General features: G+C 28.9%; 22 protein-coding genes and 1 pseudogene. 20 read left to right on the top strand and 3 right to left on the bottom strand.

Translation table 11 applies throughout. The features are described from left to right. Nucleotides 1–65 precede the first annotated feature (65 nt). From ACQZHJ_RS12750 to ACQZHJ_RS12735, 4 genes are all read left to right on the top strand, one after another. On the top strand, nucleotides 66–1349 hold the full coding sequence (locus tag ACQZHJ_RS12750) for a D-alanyl-D-alanine carboxypeptidase family protein (RefSeq protein WP_430485931.1): 1284 nt from the start codon (nucleotides 66–68) through the stop codon (nucleotides 1347–1349). Between the two features lie 381 nt (nucleotides 1350–1730). Beyond that, complete coding sequence (locus tag ACQZHJ_RS12745) at nucleotides 1731–2477, top strand: segregation/condensation protein A (RefSeq protein ID WP_430485930.1); 747 nt, start codon at nucleotides 1731–1733, stop codon at nucleotides 2475–2477. Then, the gene (gene scpB / locus ACQZHJ_RS12740; RefSeq protein WP_430485929.1) at nucleotides 2470–3060 is read left to right on the top strand and encodes an SMC-Scp complex subunit ScpB; all 591 of its coding nucleotides are present in this window, start codon (nucleotides 2470–2472) and stop codon (nucleotides 3058–3060) included. Before ACQZHJ_RS12745 ends, scpB begins: the two co-directional genes overlap by 8 nt. A gap of 162 nt (nucleotides 3061–3222) precedes the next feature. Continuing rightward, the gene (locus ACQZHJ_RS12735) at nucleotides 3223–3543 is read left to right on the top strand and encodes a DUF3784 domain-containing protein (protein WP_430485928.1); all 321 of its coding nucleotides are present in this window, start codon (nucleotides 3223–3225) and stop codon (nucleotides 3541–3543) included. Between the two features lie 286 nt (nucleotides 3544–3829). Here ACQZHJ_RS12735 and ytfJ read toward each other — a convergent pair whose 3' ends face one another. Next, nucleotides 3830–4255, bottom strand: a complete 426-nt coding sequence (ytfJ, locus tag ACQZHJ_RS12730; RefSeq protein ID WP_430485927.1) for a GerW family sporulation protein — start codon at nucleotides 4253–4255, stop codon at nucleotides 3830–3832. A gap of 98 nt (nucleotides 4256–4353) precedes the next feature. Continuing rightward, complete coding sequence (locus ACQZHJ_RS12725; protein ID WP_430485926.1) at nucleotides 4354–4929, bottom strand: DUF2953 domain-containing protein; 576 nt, start codon at nucleotides 4927–4929, stop codon at nucleotides 4354–4356. 152 nt (nucleotides 4930–5081) lie between these two features. Here ACQZHJ_RS12725 and ACQZHJ_RS12720 point away from each other — a divergent pair, with 152 nt between their 5' ends. From ACQZHJ_RS12720 to ACQZHJ_RS12705, 4 genes and pseudogenes are all read left to right on the top strand, one after another. Beyond that, nucleotides 5082–5957: a D-alanyl-D-alanine carboxypeptidase family protein gene (locus ACQZHJ_RS12720; protein WP_430485925.1), complete on the top strand. Its 876-nt coding sequence runs from the start codon at nucleotides 5082–5084 to the stop codon at nucleotides 5955–5957. 244 nt (nucleotides 5958–6201) lie between these two features. After that, nucleotides 6202–7183 (top strand): annotated as a pseudogene (locus ACQZHJ_RS12715) (sulfide/dihydroorotate dehydrogenase-like FAD/NAD-binding protein). 103 nt (nucleotides 7184–7286) lie between these two features. Continuing rightward, nucleotides 7287–8564, top strand: coding sequence for an FAD-dependent oxidoreductase (locus ACQZHJ_RS12710; protein WP_430485924.1), 1278 nt, complete (start codon nucleotides 7287–7289; stop codon nucleotides 8562–8564). A 297-nt stretch (nucleotides 8565–8861) separates the two neighbouring features. Continuing rightward, nucleotides 8862–9287 carry a hypothetical protein gene (locus tag ACQZHJ_RS12705; protein WP_430485923.1) on the top strand — a complete coding sequence of 142 codons (426 nt, stop codon included), beginning with the start codon at nucleotides 8862–8864 and terminating at the stop codon, nucleotides 9285–9287. A gap of 141 nt (nucleotides 9288–9428) precedes the next feature. Here ACQZHJ_RS12705 and ACQZHJ_RS12700 read toward each other — a convergent pair whose 3' ends face one another. Continuing rightward, nucleotides 9429–10040 (bottom strand): hypothetical protein, encoded by a 612-nt coding sequence (locus tag ACQZHJ_RS12700; protein WP_430485922.1) that lies wholly within the window; start codon nucleotides 10038–10040, stop codon nucleotides 9429–9431. Between the two features lie 275 nt (nucleotides 10041–10315). On the opposite strand from ACQZHJ_RS12700, the gene ACQZHJ_RS12695 reads away from it, so the two are divergent. From ACQZHJ_RS12695 to ACQZHJ_RS12640, 12 genes are all read left to right on the top strand, one after another. After that, a complete protein-coding gene (locus ACQZHJ_RS12695; RefSeq protein WP_430485921.1) occupies nucleotides 10316–10846 on the top strand; it encodes a PH domain-containing protein in 531 nt (176 codons plus the stop codon). 296 nt (nucleotides 10847–11142) lie between these two features. Next, nucleotides 11143–13224: a molybdopterin-dependent oxidoreductase gene (locus ACQZHJ_RS12690; protein WP_430485920.1), complete on the top strand. Its 2082-nt coding sequence runs from the start codon at nucleotides 11143–11145 to the stop codon at nucleotides 13222–13224. A gap of 11 nt (nucleotides 13225–13235) precedes the next feature. Beyond that, nucleotides 13236–13649, top strand: a complete 414-nt coding sequence (locus tag ACQZHJ_RS12685) for a 4Fe-4S dicluster domain-containing protein (RefSeq protein ID WP_430485919.1) — start codon at nucleotides 13236–13238, stop codon at nucleotides 13647–13649. After that, nucleotides 13649–14872: an NAD(P)/FAD-dependent oxidoreductase gene (locus tag ACQZHJ_RS12680; protein WP_430485918.1), complete on the top strand. Its 1224-nt coding sequence runs from the start codon at nucleotides 13649–13651 to the stop codon at nucleotides 14870–14872. The genes ACQZHJ_RS12685 and ACQZHJ_RS12680 overlap by 1 nt, the downstream gene beginning before the upstream one ends. Before the next feature lie 107 nt (nucleotides 14873–14979). After that, nucleotides 14980–15477 (top strand): molybdopterin-guanine dinucleotide biosynthesis protein B, encoded by a 498-nt coding sequence (mobB, locus tag ACQZHJ_RS12675; protein ID WP_430485917.1) that lies wholly within the window; start codon nucleotides 14980–14982, stop codon nucleotides 15475–15477. A gap of 398 nt (nucleotides 15478–15875) precedes the next feature. Next, on the top strand, nucleotides 15876–17093 hold the full coding sequence (locus ACQZHJ_RS12670) for a molybdopterin molybdotransferase MoeA (RefSeq protein ID WP_430485916.1): 1218 nt from the start codon (nucleotides 15876–15878) through the stop codon (nucleotides 17091–17093). Nucleotides 17094–17171: 78 nt separating this feature from the next. Further along, complete coding sequence (mobA, locus tag ACQZHJ_RS12665) at nucleotides 17172–17750, top strand: molybdenum cofactor guanylyltransferase (RefSeq protein WP_430485915.1); 579 nt, start codon at nucleotides 17172–17174, stop codon at nucleotides 17748–17750. Nucleotides 17751–17832: 82 nt separating this feature from the next. Further along, nucleotides 17833–18846, top strand: a complete 1014-nt coding sequence (locus tag ACQZHJ_RS12660) for a molybdopterin-binding protein (protein WP_430485914.1) — start codon at nucleotides 17833–17835, stop codon at nucleotides 18844–18846. A 125-nt stretch (nucleotides 18847–18971) separates the two neighbouring features. Continuing rightward, on the top strand, nucleotides 18972–19943 hold the full coding sequence (gene moaA / locus ACQZHJ_RS12655; protein ID WP_430485913.1) for a GTP 3',8-cyclase MoaA: 972 nt from the start codon (nucleotides 18972–18974) through the stop codon (nucleotides 19941–19943). A 4-nt stretch (nucleotides 19944–19947) separates the two neighbouring features. Then, nucleotides 19948–20376 (top strand): MOSC domain-containing protein, encoded by a 429-nt coding sequence (locus ACQZHJ_RS12650; protein WP_430485912.1) that lies wholly within the window; start codon nucleotides 19948–19950, stop codon nucleotides 20374–20376. 236 nt (nucleotides 20377–20612) lie between these two features. Then, nucleotides 20613–21518, top strand: a complete 906-nt coding sequence (locus ACQZHJ_RS12645) for a GGDEF domain-containing protein (RefSeq protein WP_430485911.1) — start codon at nucleotides 20613–20615, stop codon at nucleotides 21516–21518. 23 nt (nucleotides 21519–21541) lie between these two features. Then, nucleotides 21542–22789: a replication-associated recombination protein A gene (locus ACQZHJ_RS12640; RefSeq protein ID WP_430485909.1), complete on the top strand. Its 1248-nt coding sequence runs from the start codon at nucleotides 21542–21544 to the stop codon at nucleotides 22787–22789. The last annotated feature ends 356 nt before the right edge of the window (nucleotides 22790–23145 follow it).

Genomic DNA, 23145 nt, shown 5'->3' with positions numbered 1-23145 from the left:
ATTTTCTTTTTTGCTTATAATTTATCTCTTTTAGGAGAAAATAAGCAAGAAAGGAGGAAGAGATTATGAAAAAATACATAAGAAAAATAGCAGCATTTACAATGGCTCTATCATTATTTAGCATATTTACATCAATTTCTGTAAAAGCAGAAGAAGCTATTGAGGTAGAAGCAAAATCAGCACTTTTAATGGAAGCTAGTACAGGAAAAATTATTTATGAGAAAAATGCTAATGAGAAATTTGCACCTGCTTCAGTAACAAAGATAATGACCATGTTACTTGCTATGGAAAAAGTAGATAGAGGAGAAATGAAGCTTACAGACCAAATAACAGTTAGTGAAACAGCTAAAAAAATGGGTGGAAGTACCATGCTTTTAGATACTGGTGAAGTTAGAACTGTTGAGGAAATTATAAAAGGAATTGGTATTGCATCTGGAAATGATGCAGCTGTAGCTATGGCAGAATATCTTGGAGGTAGTGAAAGTGGCTTTGTTGAAATGATGAATAAAAGAGCACAAGAGCTAGGAATGAAAAACACTACTTTTAAAAACTGCACAGGGCTTCCAATTGAAGGACATCTTTCAACTGCTTATGACATTTCAATAATGTCTAGAGAACTTTTAAAACATCCTACTATATTAAAGTACACAGGAACTTATATGGAAACTATATCAGAGGGAAGAAAGAGTCCTATAGAACTTGTTAATCATAATAAGCTTGTTAGATTTTTTAAAGGTTGCGATGGTTTAAAAACAGGCTTCACAAATGATGCTAAATATTGCATCTCAGCTACTGCAACTAGAGATGGAGTAAGAATGCTTTCAGTTATCATGGGTGCTCCTACTTTTAAAATAAGAAATAGAGATGCTAGTATGCTTATGAACTATGGCTTCTCTAAATATGAAAGTAAAAAAGTTGCAGAAAAAGATGGTGATGTAGAACAAATTCCTATGAGTAAATCAGGAGATAAGTTCATAATAGGAAAAGCTAAAGAAGACTTAGTTTTAGTTTGTCCTAAGGGAATGAGTGAAAAGATAGAGAAAAAAGTAGTTTTAGATGAAAGTAAAACTAAAGTTAAAGAATTTGAGACTGTTGGATACTGTGAATACTATTTAGATGGTGAACTTTTAGGAAAAGTAGAACTATATTCAGATAGAGATATGAAAAAAGGTGGAATTATTGACAGTGTTAAATTTAAAGTTAAAGAATTCTTTAATGATGGAGAAGAAAATGTAGAAGAAAAAGATAAGAAAGAAGATAAAGCTTCTACAAAAAAAGTAGAGGAAAAAACAGAGAATAAAGATTTAGAAAAAAAGACTGAAGATAAGAAAAATGAATTGAAAGAGTAAAACATACTATTAGAATAAACAAAAGGTATAAAATATTTGTAGATTTATATTTTGAAGATAGGATAAAGTTATGGTGAATAATAAAAAAGATAAATCAAAAGAAGAAATAGAAACTTTTGTTGAAATCTTAAATAAGAGATTAAAAGATAAAAGGATTTTAAGAGAAAAGTAATAATTTATGGTTTGATTAGGATTTTGAGTGATAAATAAGCTGAAAGAGAAGCAACTGGTATAATCCCCTTGTACTAGTTGCTTTTTTATATGGAAAAGTTTTTGCTAAACATCTTATAATATAGCTTAATAAGTGGTGTTCGTTGCTTTTTTTAGGGATAGTTGTTATGATATTATGTGAAGTTTTGAATAGTAGGAGAAAAATAATTTATGGAAATGCCAATTATCAAACTTAAAAACTTTGATGGACCTTTTGATTTGCTTTTGCATTTAATCAAAAAGAATGAAATGAGTATTACTGATATAAAGATTCATGAAATCACCAAACAGTATTTAGAATATATATCCTTAATGAAGGAGCTTGACCTGGAAATAACTTCAGAGTTTATAGTTATGGCAGCTACCCTGATTGAGATAAAGTCAAAATCTTTACTTCCAAAGGTAAAGGTTGAAGAAGAAATTGATGAAGAAGATCTACAAAAGATGTTAATGGAAAAACTTCAAGAGTATAAGAAGTTTAAAAAGATAAGTGCTTATTTAAGAGAAAGAGAACTTTCTACCGGAGAAGTATTTACTAAAAAGGCAGAGATAATAGAAGTTGAGATTGATAATAAACTTGATGAGGATTATTTCAAGAATATAACAATGTTAGATCTTTATCAGCTATATAACAATTTAATGAGAGTTTACGGTGAAAAACAAAACGTAAATGTAATGGAAAAGAAGATTAGTGTAGATAAGTATAAAATAACTGATAAAATTAACTTCTTAAAGGAGAGATTAACGACTAAAAGTGTTATTAGATTCTCAGAATTTGTTCATGAGTGTGAGTGTAAACTAGAAGTAGTTGTTACATTTATGGCTATGCTTGAGCTTATAAAAAGAAGTGAAATTAAAATTGTTCAGTATGAGAACTTTGGTGAAATTATAATGGAGAAGGTGGAAGTTAATGAGTGATATAAATCAAATAGAGTTTAGTGAGATTTCTAGAAAAGATGAGTTAAAGTCTATTATAGAATCTCTTTTATTCGTTAGTGGGGAACCATTAGCCTTAAGAGATATATGTAGAATTGTAGAAGAAGATTTTAAATATATTGAGGATTTAATGCATGAGTTTATGAATATATATAATGGAGATGGATTAAGAGGAATAAAGCTTATTAGCCTAAATGGAACTTATCAACTTGTTACCAAAACCAAAAATAGTGAATATGTTCAAAAGCTTCTTAAAAAGAATGTTAGACAATCACTTTCACAGGCTTCTCTAGAGAGCTTAGCAATAATTTGTTATAAGCAACCAATTACTAGAGTTGAAATAGATGAAATAAGAGGAGTTAAAAGTGAAAGTGCTATACAAAGGCTTGTAGAGAAGAATTTAGTAGAGGAAACAGGAAGATTAGAGGTTCCTGGAAGACCAATACTTTATGGAACTACAGATGAATTCTTAAGACACTTTGCGCTAAATGATTTGACTGATCTTCCATCAATAGAACTTTTTAGTGATGATGAAGAAGTTGCTTTAGATGAAGAAACTGAATAATTATGTGAGTTAAATATTTATATAAAAGAGTAGATTATGCAAAGATTTACTCTTTTATATATTAATAAGCTTAAAATAAAGTGTTAATAATATTGAAAAAATGTAATAAATGGTTTATAATTTCATTAATAACATAAAAAGTAAAAAATAGGGGATGATGTAATGGAATTATCAATAATAATTAATATTATAATAGTTATTCCATTTATAGTATTAGGCATTTATTTTATGAATGGAAAATGGGTTCATTTTCTAGAAAAGTATACAATTATTAGTGAAGACGAAAAAGAAGAGTATGATATGAAATCATTTGGAAAGTTTATAGGAGTAATTCTATTTGTTATAGCTTTATGTATAAGTCTTTGGGGAATTAGTGAAATAGAAAAAATAGAAGAATTATTTACATTGGGTACATGCCTATTTTTCATGACATTAATTTGCGCTTTAGTATATTTGAATGCTGAAGAGAGTTTTAAAAGATAGTTTTATGAAATCGTATTAAATGATACAGAGATTTAATAGAGTAAAATAATTCAAATTTATTATTTATTATTTAGAATATAATTTTAAACTTTAAATATTATAAAAGGTGGAGAAAACTCTCCACCTTTTTATCTTAAATAGCAATAACTTACTAAATATTCTTAATATAATGCTTTAAAATTAAGCAACATTTTAAGAAAGTTTTATTATGGAATTTGGTTAAGTGACTTCATTAGCGTAACAATAAGATTAATTAGTAAGTTATGAAAAGCTATAGCTTACGATACTATTCAAAATTACAATGATCTTTTTTTGATTCTTTATCATCACATTTTTTATTGCTCATATCTTTAAAAATATCTATTATTTGTGGAATATTATCAACAATTCTATCATATGTATTATTTTGATTTACTGGAAGAAGTCTTACAGAATCACCTTTAAGCACTAAAAATGCTACAGGTTTTACACTAACACCAGCCCCAGAACCACCTCCAAAGGCAAATCTATCCTCTAACTTTTCTAGTTCTTTATTAGGTATTTCTGATCCGCCTGAGGCGAAACCAAAAGAAACTCTAGATATTGGTATTATATAACTACCATCTTTAGTTTCTATAGCGTCACCTATTACAGTGTTAACATCTATCATGTTACGAAGATTTTCCATTGTTGTACCCATTAAATTTTCTATTGGGTGATTTGATTTAATCATGATTTAAACCTCCTAATCTCTTAAGTATTCTTAAGAGCCTATGTATTTTGTATAAGTTCTGAAAATAAGTATTTATTTTAAGCCTATAATAAGGCTAATTATCTCTTTCTTTGGGGAATTAGGTATAAAAAACCTATATATATAATTTGAGCAAAACTTATGGTGATTATACTATCAATTTCAAAGAATATTGAATTTATATCATTAAATTTAGGGTTAATTTCCTTGGAAAATTTTTTTAACCTGAAAAATGAGTCAAACATTAAATATAAAATTGAAAAAAATTGTTGTATAAGTCCATAGGATATAGCTGTTAAAGCAGCATCTTCTGTTGAATAAGTCATATCTAAAGAAAATTTAAGTGAAGGTTTAAATCTATTGTAGTAAAGTATGCTTATTAATTTTTTTACATTAAAGCTTATAGATTTCTTTAATTTTTCTTTCTTTTTCACTTTTTTATCTTCTTTAATTTCATTACAATTATCTTCACAGTTTTCATTACAGGATTTTTCTTTCTTTTTTTTTATTAAATTTGAAAGAGAAAAAATATTGTATTTATAGAAAAATACTTGTAAGTCTTTTTCAGAAAGTATTATTTTTATTTTAAATTTTATTGGGCAAAATATTAAAACTATTAGTAGGAATAATATAAAGAATAAAAAGAACTTAAGCACCACAAAAACCTCCTTAATACATATACATTATTGTCAATAATAGATTAAATTATCCAAGAATATACTAGGTTATTAAATTTATAACTAGGTAAGCTAAGAAAAGAGGGTTAATAAAGAAGTGATTAGTTTTTAGAGGAGGTAAATTTAGTAAGATGAAAAAGAGTATTGCTATTTTAATGACTACTTTAATGATTTTATCCATAAATATAAATGTTATGGCTTTAGAAAATATTAGTGAAATTTCAGAAGAATATTCTATTGAAACCATAGATATTAAGGATGGAGAAGGGAAACAGTGCAAAGATATTACACCGGATGCTCATTTTGCCATTGCTTATGATTCAAAAAACAAAAAAGTATTATATGAAAAAGGAGCATTTAGATGTGTACCAATGGCAAGTACAACGAAGATTCTTACAGCTTTAATAGCTATAAATTATTCTAATTTAGATGATGAGGTCACAATTTCAAAAACTGCTGCTAGTATTAGAGGTTCTAAGGTTGGGTTTAGGGCTGGAGAGAAGGTTAAAATGAGAGAGCTTCTTTTTGGTCTTATGTATAAGTCAGGAAATGATGCGGCTATTGCAATTGCGGAACATATTGGAGGAAGTATAGAAGGCTTTTCAATTATTATGAATGATTTTGCTAGAATGATAGGGTTAAAAGACTCTAATTTCCAATCACCTCATGGTCTAGATAGTCAAATGCACTTTTCATCAGCTTATGATTTAGCTATTTTAATGGCTAAAGCTATGGAGGAACCTTTCTTTAGAGAAATATCAGGAACAAAGGAAACACAAGCTGCAAAGTATGGATTTACTAGAAGCTATAATAATATAAACAAAATGCTTTGGAAACTTCCCAATGCTAATGGAGGAAAAACAGGATATACTGGTCAAGCAGGAAAGTGTTTGGTGAGCTCTGTTGATCATAATGGAAGAAATATAATTATTGTTGTACTAAACTGTCCTACTAGATGGGAAGCTACGGAAAGAGTATATAATTATGTGAAAGAAAATTATTCTTAATATATATTTATAAATAGATTTAAATCTTTTAGATAAAAGTATTTAAGTCTATTTTTTTGTGAGAATTTAAATTTAATAACTTGTTTTAAGATAGTATTAATTTTTAGCTAGGTCTAAAGATATGACTAGAAATCAACATTAACTTAAAAAGAGGAAATTTTAAAGAAATATTTATAAGTAAGGTGTAACAATTTTGTTTAATTAAGGATATTTTAGTAGTAAGAACTTATATGGGAGGGTTTTTATGGATTATGAAGTTATTGATTGTATAGATGCTGGTACGGAATTTTGCCCTTGTCATCTAGCAGAAGAAGGGGAGTGCATACTCTGTTCGCAACTTCATGGAAAATGCTTTTGTGATTGTGTGAATTGGAAGGGAGTTTGTATATATGAGGAGTTTGCTAGCAACGGCTATAAAGCTAAAGCAGGAAGAAAGACTTTTATCTGTGATGTAATAGATTCCTTAGAGGTTGAGGAAGGTCTTTTATATATTGAGTTTAGAGCACCTCACAAACTTTGCATCGATTTACTTGGACCGGGTAAATTTATTTTTATAAGAACTAAAGATAATCCATTCTTTGATGTACCTATATCTATTTTAGAATCAGATGCTGATAAAAATATAATAAAAGTACTTATTGAAGTTAGAGGAATAAAAACTAAAAGGCTCTTAAACACCGAGATTAATGGAGAAATAACTATAAGAGGGCCTTATTTTAATGGAGTTTTTGGGATTAAGAACATAAATGCTACAAAGAATGGTGATGTTTTAGTACTTTGTAGAGGAATTGGGTTAGCGCCGGCAGCTCCCTGTTATTAAAAAATTAGTTAATGATGGGAATAAGGTTAAGATTCTTTTAGATAAAGCACCTTTTAATAAGAGTTACTTAGAGGAATATCTTGAAGGATATGATGTTGAGTATGTTTATATGAATCTTATTAATAAAGGAGAAATATCAGAAGAGGGAAAAGAAGTTATTAAAAATGGAAACTTTGATTTGATACACTCAGCAGGAGCAGATATATTAACATTTAAGCTTATTGAATATTTAAATGAAATAGGAGATGAGGATACAAAGGTGTCTTGTTGCAATAATGCTAAAATGTGTTGTGGAGAAGGTGTGTGTGGAAGTTGTACTGCTAGGTTTGCAGGACATAAAGTTAAGAGACTTTGTAAGGTTCAAAGTGATCCAAGAAAGATTTTTGAGGACAGAAGGTTTATATAAATTTATTTTAAGTTGATTAATAGAAATAATGACTTTTAAAAATAATTTTAAATTATCTTTTTAATTATTTTCATTAAGAGAGAGTTTTGAAGGGAGTGTTTTTATGAAAGTTGTTGTAATAGGTGGTGGATGGTCAGGTGTAGCAGCTGCCATTGAAGCGAAAAAAATGGGTGCTGATGTTATTATTTTTGAGAAAACAGATTTGCTTTTAGGACTTGGTAATGTTGGCGGGATAATGAGAAACAATGGAAGGTATACAGCCTCTGAAGAGCTTATTGCTATGGGTGGAGGTGATTTAATAGAAATAACTGATAGAGTAAGTAGACACAAAGATATACCTTTCCCAGGGCATGAGCATGCTTGGTTATATGATGTAAATGTTGTTGAAGGGGAAGTAAAAAGATATGTAGAGAGTTTGGGGATTGAAACTAGGATGGTTTCTAGAGTTATAGATATTAAGCAAGAAGGAGACAAGATTTTAGGTATATATACAAGTGACGGGCAGTATTATCCAGGAGATGTATTCATTGAGGCTACAGGTTCTACAGGTCCAATGGGAAATTGTTTAAGATATGGTAATGGATGTTCTATGTGTATATTAAGATGTCCAGCTTTTGGCCCAAGAATAAGTATTAGTGAAAGATGTGGTGTGGAAGATATACAGGGAGAGAGAGTTGGAGATGAACTTGGAGCGTTTAGTGGTTCTTGTAAACTTGCTAAAGAAACACTTTCTGAAGAAATAAGGAAAGAACTTGAGGAAAAGGGGTGTGTAGTTGTAAAAATACCTCAAGAAGATATAAATTATGATAAGCTTAGTGCTAAGGTTTGTCAGCAATATGCGCTTAAAGAGTTTGCAGAAAATGTAGTGCTATTAGATACTGGACATGCTAAGCTTATGACTACGTATTATCCATTAGAAAAATTAAGAAAGATAGAAGGATTTGAAAATGCTAAGTATGTTGATCCATATGCAGGAGGTAAAGGAAATTCAATAAGATACCTTTCTGTAGCTCCAAGGGATGATAATATGAAAGTTAAGGGAGTAAGCAATCTTTTCTGTGCTGGAGAGAAAGCAGGGCTTTTTGTTGGGCATACAGAGGCTATAGTTACAGGAACTTTAGCAGGACACAACGCTATAAGACATTATCTAGGTATACCGTATTTGATTTTGCCTAGAGCTACGGTTTTAGGTGATATAATAGCTTTTGCTAATGAACAGTCAAAATCAAGGGAAGGTAAGAAGAGTAGATATACATTTGCAGGATCAGTTTATTTTAATAGAATGAAGTCTCTTGGAATGTATACAATAGATAAAGATAAAATTAAAAATAGAGTTGCTCAGCTTAATTTAGATGGCGTATTTAGTAAAAAGCTTATTTAGAAAAGATTATAACAATTACAATTAGAAATGCTTAGAAAGGTATTTAGGTGGTAAATTGAGAAGGTTAAAATTTTGTAGATTAATTAAGATTTTAGCTTTTTTAGAATACCATTTGGATACCTTTCTTTATATAAAATGAAGGAAAGAAAAATTAATAATAAATTTACCTAGGGAAATATGTAAAAATATTATTAAGTTTAGAAATAAATAGAGATTATAAAAGTAATATTAAGTAGAATTTAAATACAGGAAAATTTATTTTATACGTTGTGTGATAAATTAAAAGGGGGGGGTTTCTTGAAGGTATGTAGGAAGTGTAAGGAAGTTAATGAGGATGGAGCTCCTATTTGTAAAAATTCAAATTGTGCTAGTAGTAGTTTTGAAGATTACAAAGAGGTTAGCACTGAAGCTAATAAAGAACTAGAAAGAAAAAGAGCGATTAAAAATAAAATTGCCTTAGCAATTGTAACTATTTATACAATAGTCTTTCTAACAGGTATGGTTTTAAATATTAATAGGTTAGGAGTTATTGATATTATTGTAGCAGGGAGTTTAACTATTTTAGGTATTGCATGTCTAAAGTTCACTGGAGCAATATTCATGTTTAGACATATGTTTTCAGTTAAAGATGTGGATGAAAGTGATATGTCGGATATGTATGATACTTATATAAAATTATTAGGCGTTATAGCATTGATATATTCTTTATTTATTCTATTTTAGAAGATTAATGGTCATAAGATTAGCAAAAGGTTGTATAAATAATTGAAGCGACTTTAAGTATGATAGGGGCTTCATTATATACAACCTTTTTATATGTGCAACTAGAAAAAGAATAAGTTCTAAATATAGTTAATAAAAGTTCTAGTTATCTAAATCTCTTCTTTCAGCTTCTGATAAAGAAAGTAGATATACAACTATAAATGGAGTTATTATAAAGTTTAATAACTCTCCAACCATAGGTATTAAGTTAATCCAAAAAATAAATATCATAGATATAACTACATAAATATAATTCTTTTTATTAACAATAGCATGTCCTGATATAGAAATAATCATAAGTGGAGTTATAATTGAGGTTATAGCTAATGCGCTTAGTATAATTACTATAGGACTTTGAATTGATGGTACAAGTGAAATAACAATTCCAAGCATAGCGTTTAAAAATGCCATTAATAAATACCAAAATAAGCCTAGCTTTAACTTGGATTTACTAAGAATAAATATATCTAGTGGATTAAAGGAAGTAGTTTCTTTAATAGATTTATTTAAAGCAACAATTACTCCACAATTAATTGAAATTGTTAGTGCAATAACAAAAAGGCTAAAAACAATGTTCTGTATTCTTATTGAGCCACTTGCCAATATGTATAGGATAAAATAATCTAAAACACATGAAAAGAATATAGTTTTTTTATTATTTAGTATGGTTTCTTTGAATATGTTCATTATGTTTGAAAATTTAACTTTATTCATTTTTGTTCTCCTTAAAGTGAAAATTTGAGTTTGTTTATTATTAATTATAAAGTATTAAAAATAATAGTGCTAATATAATTTAAATTATATTTTAATAGCTTTTATTATAAAAATTAAATAAATGTAAAATTATACTTGTTTATAAATTTGCTTTATAAGAGTCATGAAGTTTAGCAAATATCAGAAAAATAATTATATTTTAGTTTTTATTAATTTAAAAAAATTCCATATAATGTTATAATAGTTAATAAAGAGTTAATAAAGGGGGCTATAGTATGAGGAGTTTTGGAGATGAACTAAAGAAGAGTGAATCTAAAAAAGATTTCTTTACTGAAAGTATTAAAAGAAGAGAAAATAATGAGGTGCTAATAAAAATTGAAAAGAGTCTTAATGAGGGTGAAAAGGTTCAACATTTTATATCAAATTTATATGGCAATAATAAAAAGACAATAGTTTTTACAACTTCAAGACTTATATATTTAGAACATGGCTATGGCAAAGAAGAAAAGAAAGAAGTTGTTTTGAGTCAGATTAAATACATAGAAAGTGATTTTGATTTGGGTTATGGAAAAATAAGAATATGTTCTGATGATTTGTTTTTAGAAATTGATGAAATTACAGAGAGTACTCTTAGAAGTATACTTTTTATGGTTAAAGAGTCAAAAGACTTTGAAGAAGAAAAAAGTAAAAATAAAAGAACTGCCTTTAATCTTGGGGAAGAGATTGAAAAGTTAAATATATTAAAGGAAAAAAGAATCATTTCTAATGAGGAGTTCAAAAAAGCAAAGATGGCGTTGATTCATTAAAGTAAATTATTATAGATGTATGGTAGTATAAATTAAAGCAAGTATAGGTTGAATTCTATACTTGCTTTTAATATTTTTATGATAAAGAGTTAGTTATAATAATGTTGTGATGAATTTAATATTAGAAAGTATTCTGTTTGATAAAATAAAAACAGGTAGAAATATAAAATTTAAGTCTATATACAGAAAAGTGTGATAATTATCATATTACTTTGGGTACTATAGTGTTATAATCCAATTAATTATGATAAAAAATTAACAAAGTTTAGTTATGTTTATGAACGGAGGAAGAAAGTATGAAAAGAATACAGTCTACTTGTAACTATTGTGCTCTTGCTTGTAATTTAGATTTTTACACAGAGGATGGAAGTATTAAAAAAGTAGTTCCAACTCCAAACTATCCAGTAAATAAGGGGTTTTGTTGTATAAAAGGGTTAAATTTAGATAAGCAATGTACTAAATTTAAAGGTTCAAGAAAACCATTAGTTAAAGGTGAAAATGGAGAAAGAAAAACAATGGAGTGGAAAGAAGCATTTGATTTATTCGCTAAAAAAATGACTTCTATCCAAGAAAAATATGGTAAGGAAAGTGTTGCTTATATAAGTACAGGACAATTACCAACTGAAGAGATGGCACTTTTGGGTCATGTTGGAAGAAGTTATATGGGGATAAATGGTGATGGTAATACAAGACTTTGTATGGCTTCAGCAGTTGTAGCATATAAACAAAGCTTTGGTTTTGATGCTCCTCCATATACATTAAATGATTTAGAACTTTCAGATACTATATTCTTTATTGGAGCAAATCCGGTTATAGCTCATCCAATAGCTTGGGGAAGAGTAAGAAAGAATAAAGATGCAAAGATAATAACAATAGATCCAAGAAAGTCTGAAACTGCTATAAATTCAGATATATGGGTAGATGTTAAGACAAAAGGAGATTTAGCATTATTTTATACTATAGCTAATGTTCTTATAGAAAAAGGTTGGATTGATGAGAATTATATAAATAATTATACTGAAGGATTCGAAGGCTTCAAGGAGCATGTAAAGAAATATACTTTAGATGATGTTGAAGAAAGAACTGGAATTTCTAAAATGAGAGTTTTAGAATTAGCAGAAATAATCCATGAAGGAAAAAGAGTTTCATTCTGGTGGACAATGGGTGTAAATCAAAGTTATGAGGCTGTTAGAACTGCTCAAGCTATAATAAATCTTGCTTTAATAACTGGAAATATGGGAAGAGAAGGAACTGGAGCAAACTCACTAACAGGACAATGTAATGCTATGGGATCAAGAATGTTTAGTAATACAACTGGTCTTTATGGTGGAGGAGAATATAATAATCCAGAAAGAAGAAAAGTTGTTGCTGATATTTTAGGTATGGATGAAGACATGCTTCCAGTTAAACCAACTTTAGATTATGAGCAAATAATAAGAAAAGTAAATAGTGGAGAGATTAAAGGATTATGGATTGTTTGTACTAATCCAAGACATTCTTTCTCAAATAATGAGGAATTTAAAAAAGCCATGGATAACTTAGATTTTTTAGTTGTTCAAGACATATATGAAGATACAGATACTTCTAAAGAGTGTGATTTATATTTACCAGCAGCTCCAGCTATTAAGAAAGAAGGTTTCTTAATAAATACTGAGAGAAGACTTTCAGCTTTAGTGCCTGTATTAGAAAAAGAAGATGATGAATTAAGTGATTATGAAATATTCTTAGGAATAGGTGAGGCTTTAGGTATGGGAAGTCTTTTAGATAAGTGGAGAACTCCTGAGGATGCATTTAAGTTATTAAGAGAATGTAGTAAAGGAATGCCTTGTGATATAACAGGAGTTACTTATGAAAGATTAAGAGATTCAAAAGGACTTCAATGGCCTTGTAGAGAAGGGGAAGAGTTAAAGTCTGATGAAAGAAGATTATTTGAAGATGGAAAATACTATACTCCTAGTAAAAAAGCTAAATTTATATATGAAGATGTTAAAGAAAATCCAACAATGAAAAATGAGGAGTTCCCATTTAACTTAAATACAGGAAGAGGAACAGTTGGTCAATGGCATACTGAAACTAGAACTAGAGAGATAGAGCCTGTTACTAAGATTGTTTCTGATAAGATTGCATATATAGAAATAAACAAAGATGATGCTAAGAATCTTGGAATAAATCAAAATGATGAGGTTTTAGTTCATTCATCAAATGGAATGACATCTAAGTTTATAGCAAAACTTACTAAGAATTTAAAAGAAAAAGATTTATATGCTCCAATGCACTATATAGAAACAAATGCATTAACACCTTCTATATTTGATCCATATTCAAAGGAGCCTTCATATAAGACAGTTCAAGTTAATATAGAAAAGGTGCAAAAATAGGGGGGATTACTTTGAAAAGAATTAAAATAGATAGAGATAAATGTGTAGGATGTTTAACATGTACAACTGCTTGCAGAGTTGCTCATGATTCTGAGGATACAAGAAGTAGAATTACCATAACAAGTGAAGGAAAATATACTCCTATATTTTGCAGACACTGTGATAGACCAGAGTGTGTTTATACTTGTATGAGTGGAGCTATGAGAAAGGATAAAGAAACTGGTTTTGTATTATATGATAAATCAAGATGTGCAAGTTGCTTTATGTGTGTAATGGCTTGTCCTTATGGTGTTTTACAAGCTGAACATGAAATGAATAAATATATCATGAAGTGTGACATGTGCATAAATACCCCAGAAAAAACTCCTCAATGCGTTGCAAAATGCCCAATGGGAGCAATAACTTTAGAGGAGGTAGAGGAATAATGAAATATGTTGTTGTAGGAGCATCAGCAGCTGGTATAAGTGGAGCTAAGTCACTTAGAGAATGTGATAAGGATGCAGAAATAATATTAATTTCAAAAGACGAAAATGTTTATTCAAGATGTATATTACATCATTATATAAGTGGACATAGAGATGTTAAGGCTTTAGATTTCACTGAGAATGATTTTTTTGAAAAATACAATATAGAGTGGAAAAAAGGACTTGAAGTTGTTTCTATTGATGCAATGGCACATAAATTAGTTCTTTCTAATGGAGAGGAAGTAAGCTATGATAAAGTATTATTAGCAACAGGGGCATCAGCTTTTATTCCTCCTATAGAAAATTTAAGAGAAGCTAAAAATGTAATTGGATTAAGAAATTTAGATGATGCTGTTAAAATAAAAGAAGAATCAGAGAAGGTTAAAAATATAGTTGTTTTAGGAGCAGGTCTTGTAGGAATAGATGCCATAGCAGGGTTAGTTGGAAAAGCGTTAAATGTAACTTTAGTTGAAATGGGAGATAGAGTTTTACCAATTCAGTTAGATAAATATTCTTCATCAAAATATGAAGAGAGATTCTCCAATGCTGGTGTAAGCTTAAAACTTGGAGTTAAGGCTGAAAAAGTTATTATGGACGAAAATAATAATCCAAAAGCTTTAAGAATAAATACTGGGGAGGAAATTCCTTGTGAACTTATAATAGTTGCAACTGGAGTAAGATCAAATGTAGCTTTCTTAAAGGATAGTGGAGTTGAAACAGATAAATTTGGATTAATCATAAATGAAAAAGGCGAAACAAATGCTAGAGATGTTTATGGTGCTGGAGATATAACTGGAAGAAATCCAATATGGCCAACAGCTGTTAAGGAAGGTATAATAGCTGCAAGCAACATGACTGGAACAGAGATTTTTATGGAAGATTTCTTTGGAAGTAAAAATACAATGAATTTCCTAGGGCTTACAACGATGTCTTTAGGTAATGTAAATCAAATAGATGATTCATATACTGTTGAAATAGAACAAGATGGTGAGAACTATAAGAAGATAATTCATAAGAATGGAATGATATATGGAGCTATAGTTCAAGGAGATTTATCTTATGTTGGAGTTTTAACTCAGCTTATAAAAGAAAAGATAAATGTTTCAAAGGTTAAGAAACCATTATTTGAAGTGGATTATGCTGATTTCTTTAATATAAAAGAAAATTTAGAGTACACTTATTAGTATTTTATAATTAAAGTTGTTTCTAGATGGAATAGACTAGCAAATACATGGGTTCTATATAAAAACTTTAAGTGAAACATAAGAGTGATAATTAGGAGGTGATAGCTTTGGCTAAGATTGTTAATGTGGTGGCTAGTTGTTCTAATACTGGGAAAACTGTGCTTATAGAAGGGCTTATCAAAGAACTTAAAAGTAGAGGAAATAGTGTCGCAACTATAAAACATGATGTTCACGGTTTTGATATAGATAAAGAAGGAAAAGATACTTGGCGTCATAGAAAATCTGGAGCTGAAGCTGTTATAATATCTTCTAAAAATAGAATGGCTCTTATAAGAGAGCTAGAAGAAGAAATTCCTTTAGAAAAATTAATAGAACAGGTTAAAAGCTTTGATTTTATAATTATAGAGGGATATAAGAATAGTGATTATAGAAAAATAGAAGTTTTTAGAAGTGGAGTTAGTAATGAGATTATTACTCCTAAGAGCAAACTCATAGCTATTGCTAGTGATGTTTCTTTAGATTTAGAGGATATAGAAGTAATTAATTTAAATGATTATAATATGATAGCAAATGTTATAAGTAATGAAAAAGATTTTGAGTTTTAAAATATAGTCTGAAAAAAGTATAAAGTTTTATTATAAAAAATTGAATATCTCCAAGCTTAAAATTTCTAAGGAGAAATCTATGAGGTTTAAGCCTGAATTAATAGTATTAATTCACATGGTAATATTTGAAAGGAAATTGCCACCACGTATTTTGGGAAGGAGAAGCAAAAAGATTAGCTTAGTATTAATAAGAATATATCTTATATATTTTCTTATTAATATAAGATTACCTTTTAACAAGGTTTATTTAAGTGAACTTAAACTGCTTGCCAATATTATTTTGAAATTATGGTAAGCAGTTTTTATTTTGATAAGAGATTAACTTAGAAATAAGATTCGAAATCAAAAAATAAAAGTAAACTATCAATAATAATTAGTAAGAGGGGAAGGTGTTGACTTTGAAAAAATTTATAACTTTAGAAGAGGCTGTTGAAATATTAGACAAAGAAAGCAATGTATTAAAAAGTGAGGTTGTTAGCATAGAGAATTCTCTAAAGAGAGTTTTATATGGTGATGTTAAATCGAAAATAAATAATCCCCCTTTTAATAAATCTGTTTTTGATGGGTATGCTTTTAGAGCTGATGATTCTATTGGAGCTTCAAGAGAAAATCCTGTAGAACTTGTTATTATAGATGAAATATTCGCAGGGAAATGGCCAAAGAAGGAAGTTTTAAAAGGAAATGCAGTTAGAATAATGACTGGAGCTCCAATTCCTATGGGAGCAGATTGTGTCTTAAAGCAAGAAGAGACATTAAGGGAAGGTAATTTTGTTAAGATTTTTAAGGAGATGAAAGTTTGTGAAAATATTTCTTTTATTGGAGAGGATATAAAAGAAGGTGAAGTATTAATCAATAAGGGGAAGAGACTAGATTATGCTGATATTGGAATAATGGCTAGTTCTGGAATAACGGAAGTTTCAGTTTATAGAAAGCCTAAAATTTCTATAATAAGCACTGGTGATGAAGTTTGTGATATTTATGAAAATTTAAGCTCTGGTAAAATTTTTGATAGTAATTTGTATAGCTTAAGTGCGAGAATAAAAGAACTTGGATATGAAGTGCTTTCTATGGAGCATGTTGGTGATGTTACAGATGAAATAGGAGAGGCTATATTAGAAGCTTTTAAAGACTCTGATGTAGTATTTACAACAGGGGGAGCTTCTGTTGGAGATAGAGATCTTATGCAAGAAGTTGCAGAAAGTATAGGCTTTGAAAAGTTATTTTGGAAAATAGAGATTAAGCCCGGATCAGCTGTGGTTTGCAGTAAAAGAGATAATAAATTTTTAATAAGTCTGTCAGGTAATCCTAATGCAGCATTAACAACTTTTGAACTTTTAGGAAAAACCCTTCTAAGAAAATTAGAGGGATGTGGAAAGATGGAAATAAAAAGAGAGAAAGCAATTTTAGATTGTGATTTTAGAAAAAGTAGTCCACAAAGAAGATTTTTGAGAGGAAATGTTATAAATGATGGATTAAGATCAAGAGTAAGTATAACTCAAGTAAAGAATGGAAATGGAATATTAAGTTCACTTTTAAATTCAAATTGCTTAATAGAAATAGAGTCTGGAAATGATGGGATAAAAAAAGATGAAATGGTTATCATAATAAGACTTTAAATTGAGTTATATATAATGTATATTTAAAATGTAGGAAATTTTTTGCAAAATAAAATACAAAAATAAGAGGGTGTAATTGTGATAAAGAAGACAGCAGCTATTTTAGCCGGGGGAAAAAGTAGTAGAATGAATTATAAAAATAAGGCCTTCTTGAGATATGAGAATAGTTGTTTTATAGAAAAAATAATAAAGGAATTAAGAGATTATGATGAGGTAATTATTGTTTCAAATAATCCAGAAGAATACAAGGGACTAGGTGTTAAAGTTATAAAAGATGTATATCCATCACAAGGGCCTTTAAGTGGTATTCACTCAGCTTTAAGCCATATGGAAAATGAGTATTGCCTAGTTGTGGCGTGTGATATGCCATTTATAAATAGGGATATAGTTGATTATTTGGGAAGTATTAGAGAAGATTATGAAATTTTGATTCCTAGAGTTAATGAAAGATTACAACCACTTTGTGGAATTTATAAGAAAAGCATAAAAGAAGAATTAGAAAAGAAGCTTTTAAAAAAAGAAAACAAATTAATTGCTGTTTGTTATGAATTTAAACTCAAGATTATTGGTAATCTTGATGGGGCAAATAAAGATTTAGAGAAAAATTTTCTAAATATAAACACTGAAGAAGAGTATAAAGCACTTATAAAAAAATAGTTTTTTTAGGATTGTTAGTAGGAGGTGAAACGGTTGTAAGAATTTGAATTTAATAGCAAATTTCTTATAGTACCGAATTAGTATGAAGAAAATTAGAGTTGAGGATGCAGTAGGAACTATTTTATCTCATGATGTAACTCAAATAATACCAGGGAAATTTAAAGGGAGAGCTTTTAAAAAAGGACATGTAATTAGAGAAGAGGATATAGAAAAGTTATTGTCTATAGGAAAGGAGCATGTTTATGTTTGGGAAAAAGAAGAAGGCATGCTTCATGAAAACGAAGGCGCAGAAAGACTTAAAAATTTAGTTTGTGGTGAAGGTCTAAGTTTTGGAGAAATAAAAGAAGGAAAGATAGAATTTATTGCGGCCAAAGATGGATTACTAAAAATAAATAAAGAGAAATTACTAGAGCTTAATATGCTAGGAGAAATAATTGTTTCTACTATTCACGGAAATTTCCCAGTTAAAAAGGGAGAAAAGGTAGGAGCAACAAGAGTAATACCTTTAGTTATAGATGAAAAGAAAATAATAGAAGCTGAAAACTTAATAAAAGAAAAGATAATAGAGGTTAAGGATATAAAAAAGAAAAAGACTTTTGTTATAACTACAGGTAACGAAGTTTACAATAAAAGAATAGAAGATGCTTTTGGTCCTGTTTTAAGAGATAAGTTAAAAGCTTTTGATATAGAGATGGAAAGACAAGTTATACTTCCAGATGATAAGGAAAGAATAACTGAGGAAATAAAAAAAGCACTAGATGAAGGAGCTGAACTTATACTTTGTACAGGGGGAATGTCAGTAGATCCAGATGATGTTACTCCTAGTGCTATAAAAGATTGTGGTGGAGAGTTAATAACTTATGGTTCACCAATATTACCAGGTGCAATGCTTTTATTAGCTTACTATAATGGCATACCTATATTAGGAATACCAAGTTGTGCTATGTATTCAAAAAGAACAGCTTTAGATTTAGTGTTGCCAAGAGTTTTAGCAGATGAAAGATTGAGTTTAAGAGATATTGCAGAATATGGACATGGAGGTTTGTGTTTAAATTGTCCAACATGTACATTCCCACATTGTTCTTTTGGTAAATAGGAGTTTTTATATAAATAAGTTTGTAAAATGTACTAGGTCTTTAAAATTATATGCTTAAAATAGTTTTACATACTTTACATAATAAATTATAAAGACATAAAAGATTTTGCTTAGTAGGTGATAAAGTGAAGGATAAATATGGGAGAGAGATTGATTATTTAAGAATTTCTCTTACAGATAAGTGTAATCTAAGATGTGCTTATTGCATGGAAAAAGATTTTAATAACTTTCTTGAAAAGGATAAGTTGATGACTTTAGATGAAATTCTTAAAGTTGTTAAAGAATGTGCTTCTCTTGGAATAAGAAAAGTTAGACTTACAGGGGGAGAACCTCTTGTTAGAGAGGGTGTTATAGAGCTTATAAAAGACATAAATAGGATTGAGGGTATAGAAGAAATATGTCTTACAACTAATGGAGTACTATTAGGAGATAAGGTTGAAGAATTAAGTAATTATGGATTAAGTAGAGTTAATATAAGTTTAGATACATTGAATAAAAAAAGGTTCAAGGAAATAACACGAGTTGGAGATTTAGATAAGGTATTATATTCAATAAATAAATGTTTGGAAAATAATATAAGAGTTAAAATAAATTCTGTTATTTTAGAGGATTTTAATAAGGATGAGATTTTAGACTTAGTGGGTTTAATAAAAGACAATCCTATTGATGTTAGGTTTATAGAACTTATGCCTATAGGTGAAGGTAAAAATTTCAAGGGTGTAAGTAATGAAGAAATTAAATCTATAATTAGTGATAAATACTCAATAGAGAATGAAGGTAGAAATCTAAGACTAAATGGGCCAGCTAAGTATATAAAACTAAATGGATGCAAAGGTAAAGTTGGATTTATAAGTGCTATTAGTGATTGTTTCTGCGAAGAGTGTAATAGAATAAGAGTAACTCCAGAAGGTTTTATGAAGCAATGCTTACATTGGAAATATGGAGTTAACTTAAAAGACAAAATTAGAAGTGGAATAAGTGGTGAGGAACTAAGAGAAATAATAAAGAAAAGTATCTTTGAAAAGCCTGAAAAACATAATTTTAAAGAGAAACAAGAAGATGAAGATAAGAGATTTATGTATGAAATAGGAGGATAAATAAATGAGTAAAGTTAGGGCAATATGTGTTAGTGAAAAGAAGGGAACAGCAAAGGTTCAAGTTGAAAAGGCTAACTTTATAAAGGATTTTGGAATAGAAGGAGATGCACATGCAGGTAAGTGGCATAGACAGGTAAGTTTATTAGCTTTTGAAAAGATTGAGGAGTTTAGAGCTGATGGGGGGGATGTGGATTTTGGCGCTTTTGGAGAAAATTTAGTTGTAGATGGAATAGAGCTAAATAAACTTCCTATAGGACAAGAAATAAGAATAGGTGATGTACTTTTAAAGGTAACTCAGATAGGAAAGAAGTGTCATGATAAATGTGCTATATACTATCAAGTAGGAAGATGCATAATGCCTGCTTATGGTATATTTACAGAAGTTATAGAAGGTGGAGCGATTTCACTTGGTGAAGAGGTTATTCTTTTGTAAAATTAAAATATTAGAGTGTATATAATACTATGTAGTTTAAAGAACAAATAAAGAAAAAGGATTCTAATAATTTTTACTAGAATCCTTTTTGTTGTATAATTGTTGATATATAGTATATGGTTGGAAAATATTTTAAAAGAAAATAAATATTTAATAATTGATCGATTTTCTTTTAAATAGTTTGTTAGTAAGGGGCAAGATTTTATACTTAAATTAAAGTATTGGAGGACGATTAATTGGATATTTTATTAGATATTAAGAATAGGTTGTCTTTATTCAAGAATTTTTATGATACTGTGAGAGTTGTTGACCCTATTAAAAATAAGGTATTATCAAATGATAAGGATGAAAAAATATGTAATCACATTGAAACAATAAGCAATGGTTTTTTAGTTGTTGATTGTCATGATATATGGAAAAAGAATTCGGTTTGTAAAAATTGTATATCAAAAAAGGCTTATTTAAATAATGATACATTTGTAAAACTAGAACATAATAATGGGAAAATATTTTTAGTTATAGCATCTCCTATAGAGATTGAAGAAAATAGATATGTGGTGGAAATTCTAAAAGATATAACAAGTAATGGAGAGATAGTTGATATGAGTGGAGAAATTGCTTGTCTAGATCTTAATATGGAAAATATAGGAGAAAGCATAGCGAGAGACTACTTAACAGGTGTATATAATAGAAGATATATAAGCCAAAGGTTAGAGACAGAAGTTGAAAGAAGTTTAAAAAGAGACATGCCAGTGACAGTGATAATGGCAGATATAGATTTTTTTAAAAAGATAAATGATACATATGGGCATATAATAGGTGATAAAATTTTAAGGGATTTTGCGCAAACATTAAAATTAAATATACGAGCTAGTAGTGATTGGATTGGTAGATATGGGGGAGAAGAATTTCTAATAGTTTTAAATAATACTGACCAAAGAGTAGGAACTATAGTTTCAGAGAAGCTTAGAAATATAATAGAAGAAAAGGATTTTATATATGATGGTATAAAAATAAATATTACTGCAAGTTTTGGAGTTTATGAGGTTGCAAAAGAAGAGGATGTATCTGATATAATAAAGTATGCTGATGATAAGCTTTATGTTGCAAAGACTACAGGAAGAAATAAGACAGCTTTTTAATTAGATATTGAGGTGGTGAAATTTTGAGACCTTTAGCAGATATAATGCGTCCTAAAAATTTAGAGGATATGGTTGGACAAAGACATATTGTAGGAGAAGGCACTCCTTTAAATAAACTTATAAAGAGCAAAAATATAATGAATTGTATATTTTATGGACCACCAGGAGTTGGGAAAACTACTTTGGCAAACATAATTTCAAATTATACAGATAAGAAGTTTTATAAGATAAATGCTACTACATCGTCTATAAAAGAAATTCAGAGTATTACATCTGATATTGATAATTTATTAAATTTTAAAGGGATAATACTTTATATAGATGAACTTCAACATTTTAATAAAAAACAACAACAGGCTTTGCTTGAATTTATTGAAGATGGCAGAGTTATATTGATAGCTAGTACTACTGAAAATCCATATTTTGCGATTCATAAGGCTATATTAAGTAGAAGTACAATATTTACTTTTGAGCCTGTTAGTACAGAGGATATAGTAATTGCACTAGAAAGAGCTGTAGTTAAGTTAGAAGAGGAAGGATATAAATTTGTAATAGAGGAAGGGGCTCTAGTATATATTGGAGAAATTTCTCAAGGGGATGTAAGAAAAGCTTACACTGTTTTGGAATTAGCAGTTAAATCGCAAAATAAAGAAGAAGTTGTAGTAAGCAAAGAGTATATAGAATCATTAGGACAATCTAACTTAAAATCAGATGCTTCTGGTGATGATTATTATAATCTTTTAAGTGCACTTCAAAAAAGTATAAGAGGAAGTGATCCAGATGCTGCTATTCATTATTTAGCAAGACTTATTAAAGGTGGAAATATGGATAGTATAGTAAGGCGAATAGGAGTAATTGCAGCAGAAGATATAGGACTTGCACACCCTAATGCTCTGCAGGTTGTAAATAGTGGAATAGATTTATGTTTGAAAATTGGAATGCCTGAGGCAAGAATAATACTTTCAGAGCTTGTGATATATTTAGCTACGCTTCCTAAGTCGAATAGTGCATACATTGCTATTGAGGAGGCAATGAGGGATCTAGAAAAAGTTAATGCTGGAGATGTTCCAAAACATTTAAAGGATGCTCATTATAGTGGAGCATGTAAGTTAGGGGGAGGTGGATATATGTATCCTCATAACTATCCTAATAGTTATGTACCACAAGAGTATATGCCAGATAATATGAGAAATAAAGAATACTATAAGCCAAAGGATAATAAGTATGAAAGCAGTATAAAGGCTTATTGGGGAAATATAAAAAGTAAATAAGATTAACATGATATATGGTTCTAGTAAGATAAAATTATACTAGGACCACTTTTTTGATTGAAAATAGTGAATTATTGATAGTGATAATTTTTAAGGATTTATATTGAAAAAAAGTAGCTTATAATACATAATAAAAAACGAAATTTATTATTTAAAGAGAAAAATAAATTTAAGGGTTTTATATTTTTATTTAATGATTAAAATGTTAGAAATCAAGGTATTTCAAGACTTAAGTATTAATAAAAAGCAGTTGGATATATACTGTAAAGTGCAAGTGAAAAATATGTGAATATTATTGTTGACAAAATTACTCGGTTTTGATATTATTATCACATAAAGTACATCGAATTAGTCAG

Source organism: Clostridium sp. B9 (assembly GCF_050509515.1).
Classification (GTDB): Bacteria; Bacillota; Clostridia; order Clostridiales; family Clostridiaceae; genus Sarcina.
The sequence above is the reverse complement of the archived record's forward strand: the minus strand, read 5'-3'. Positions and strand labels throughout refer to the sequence as shown.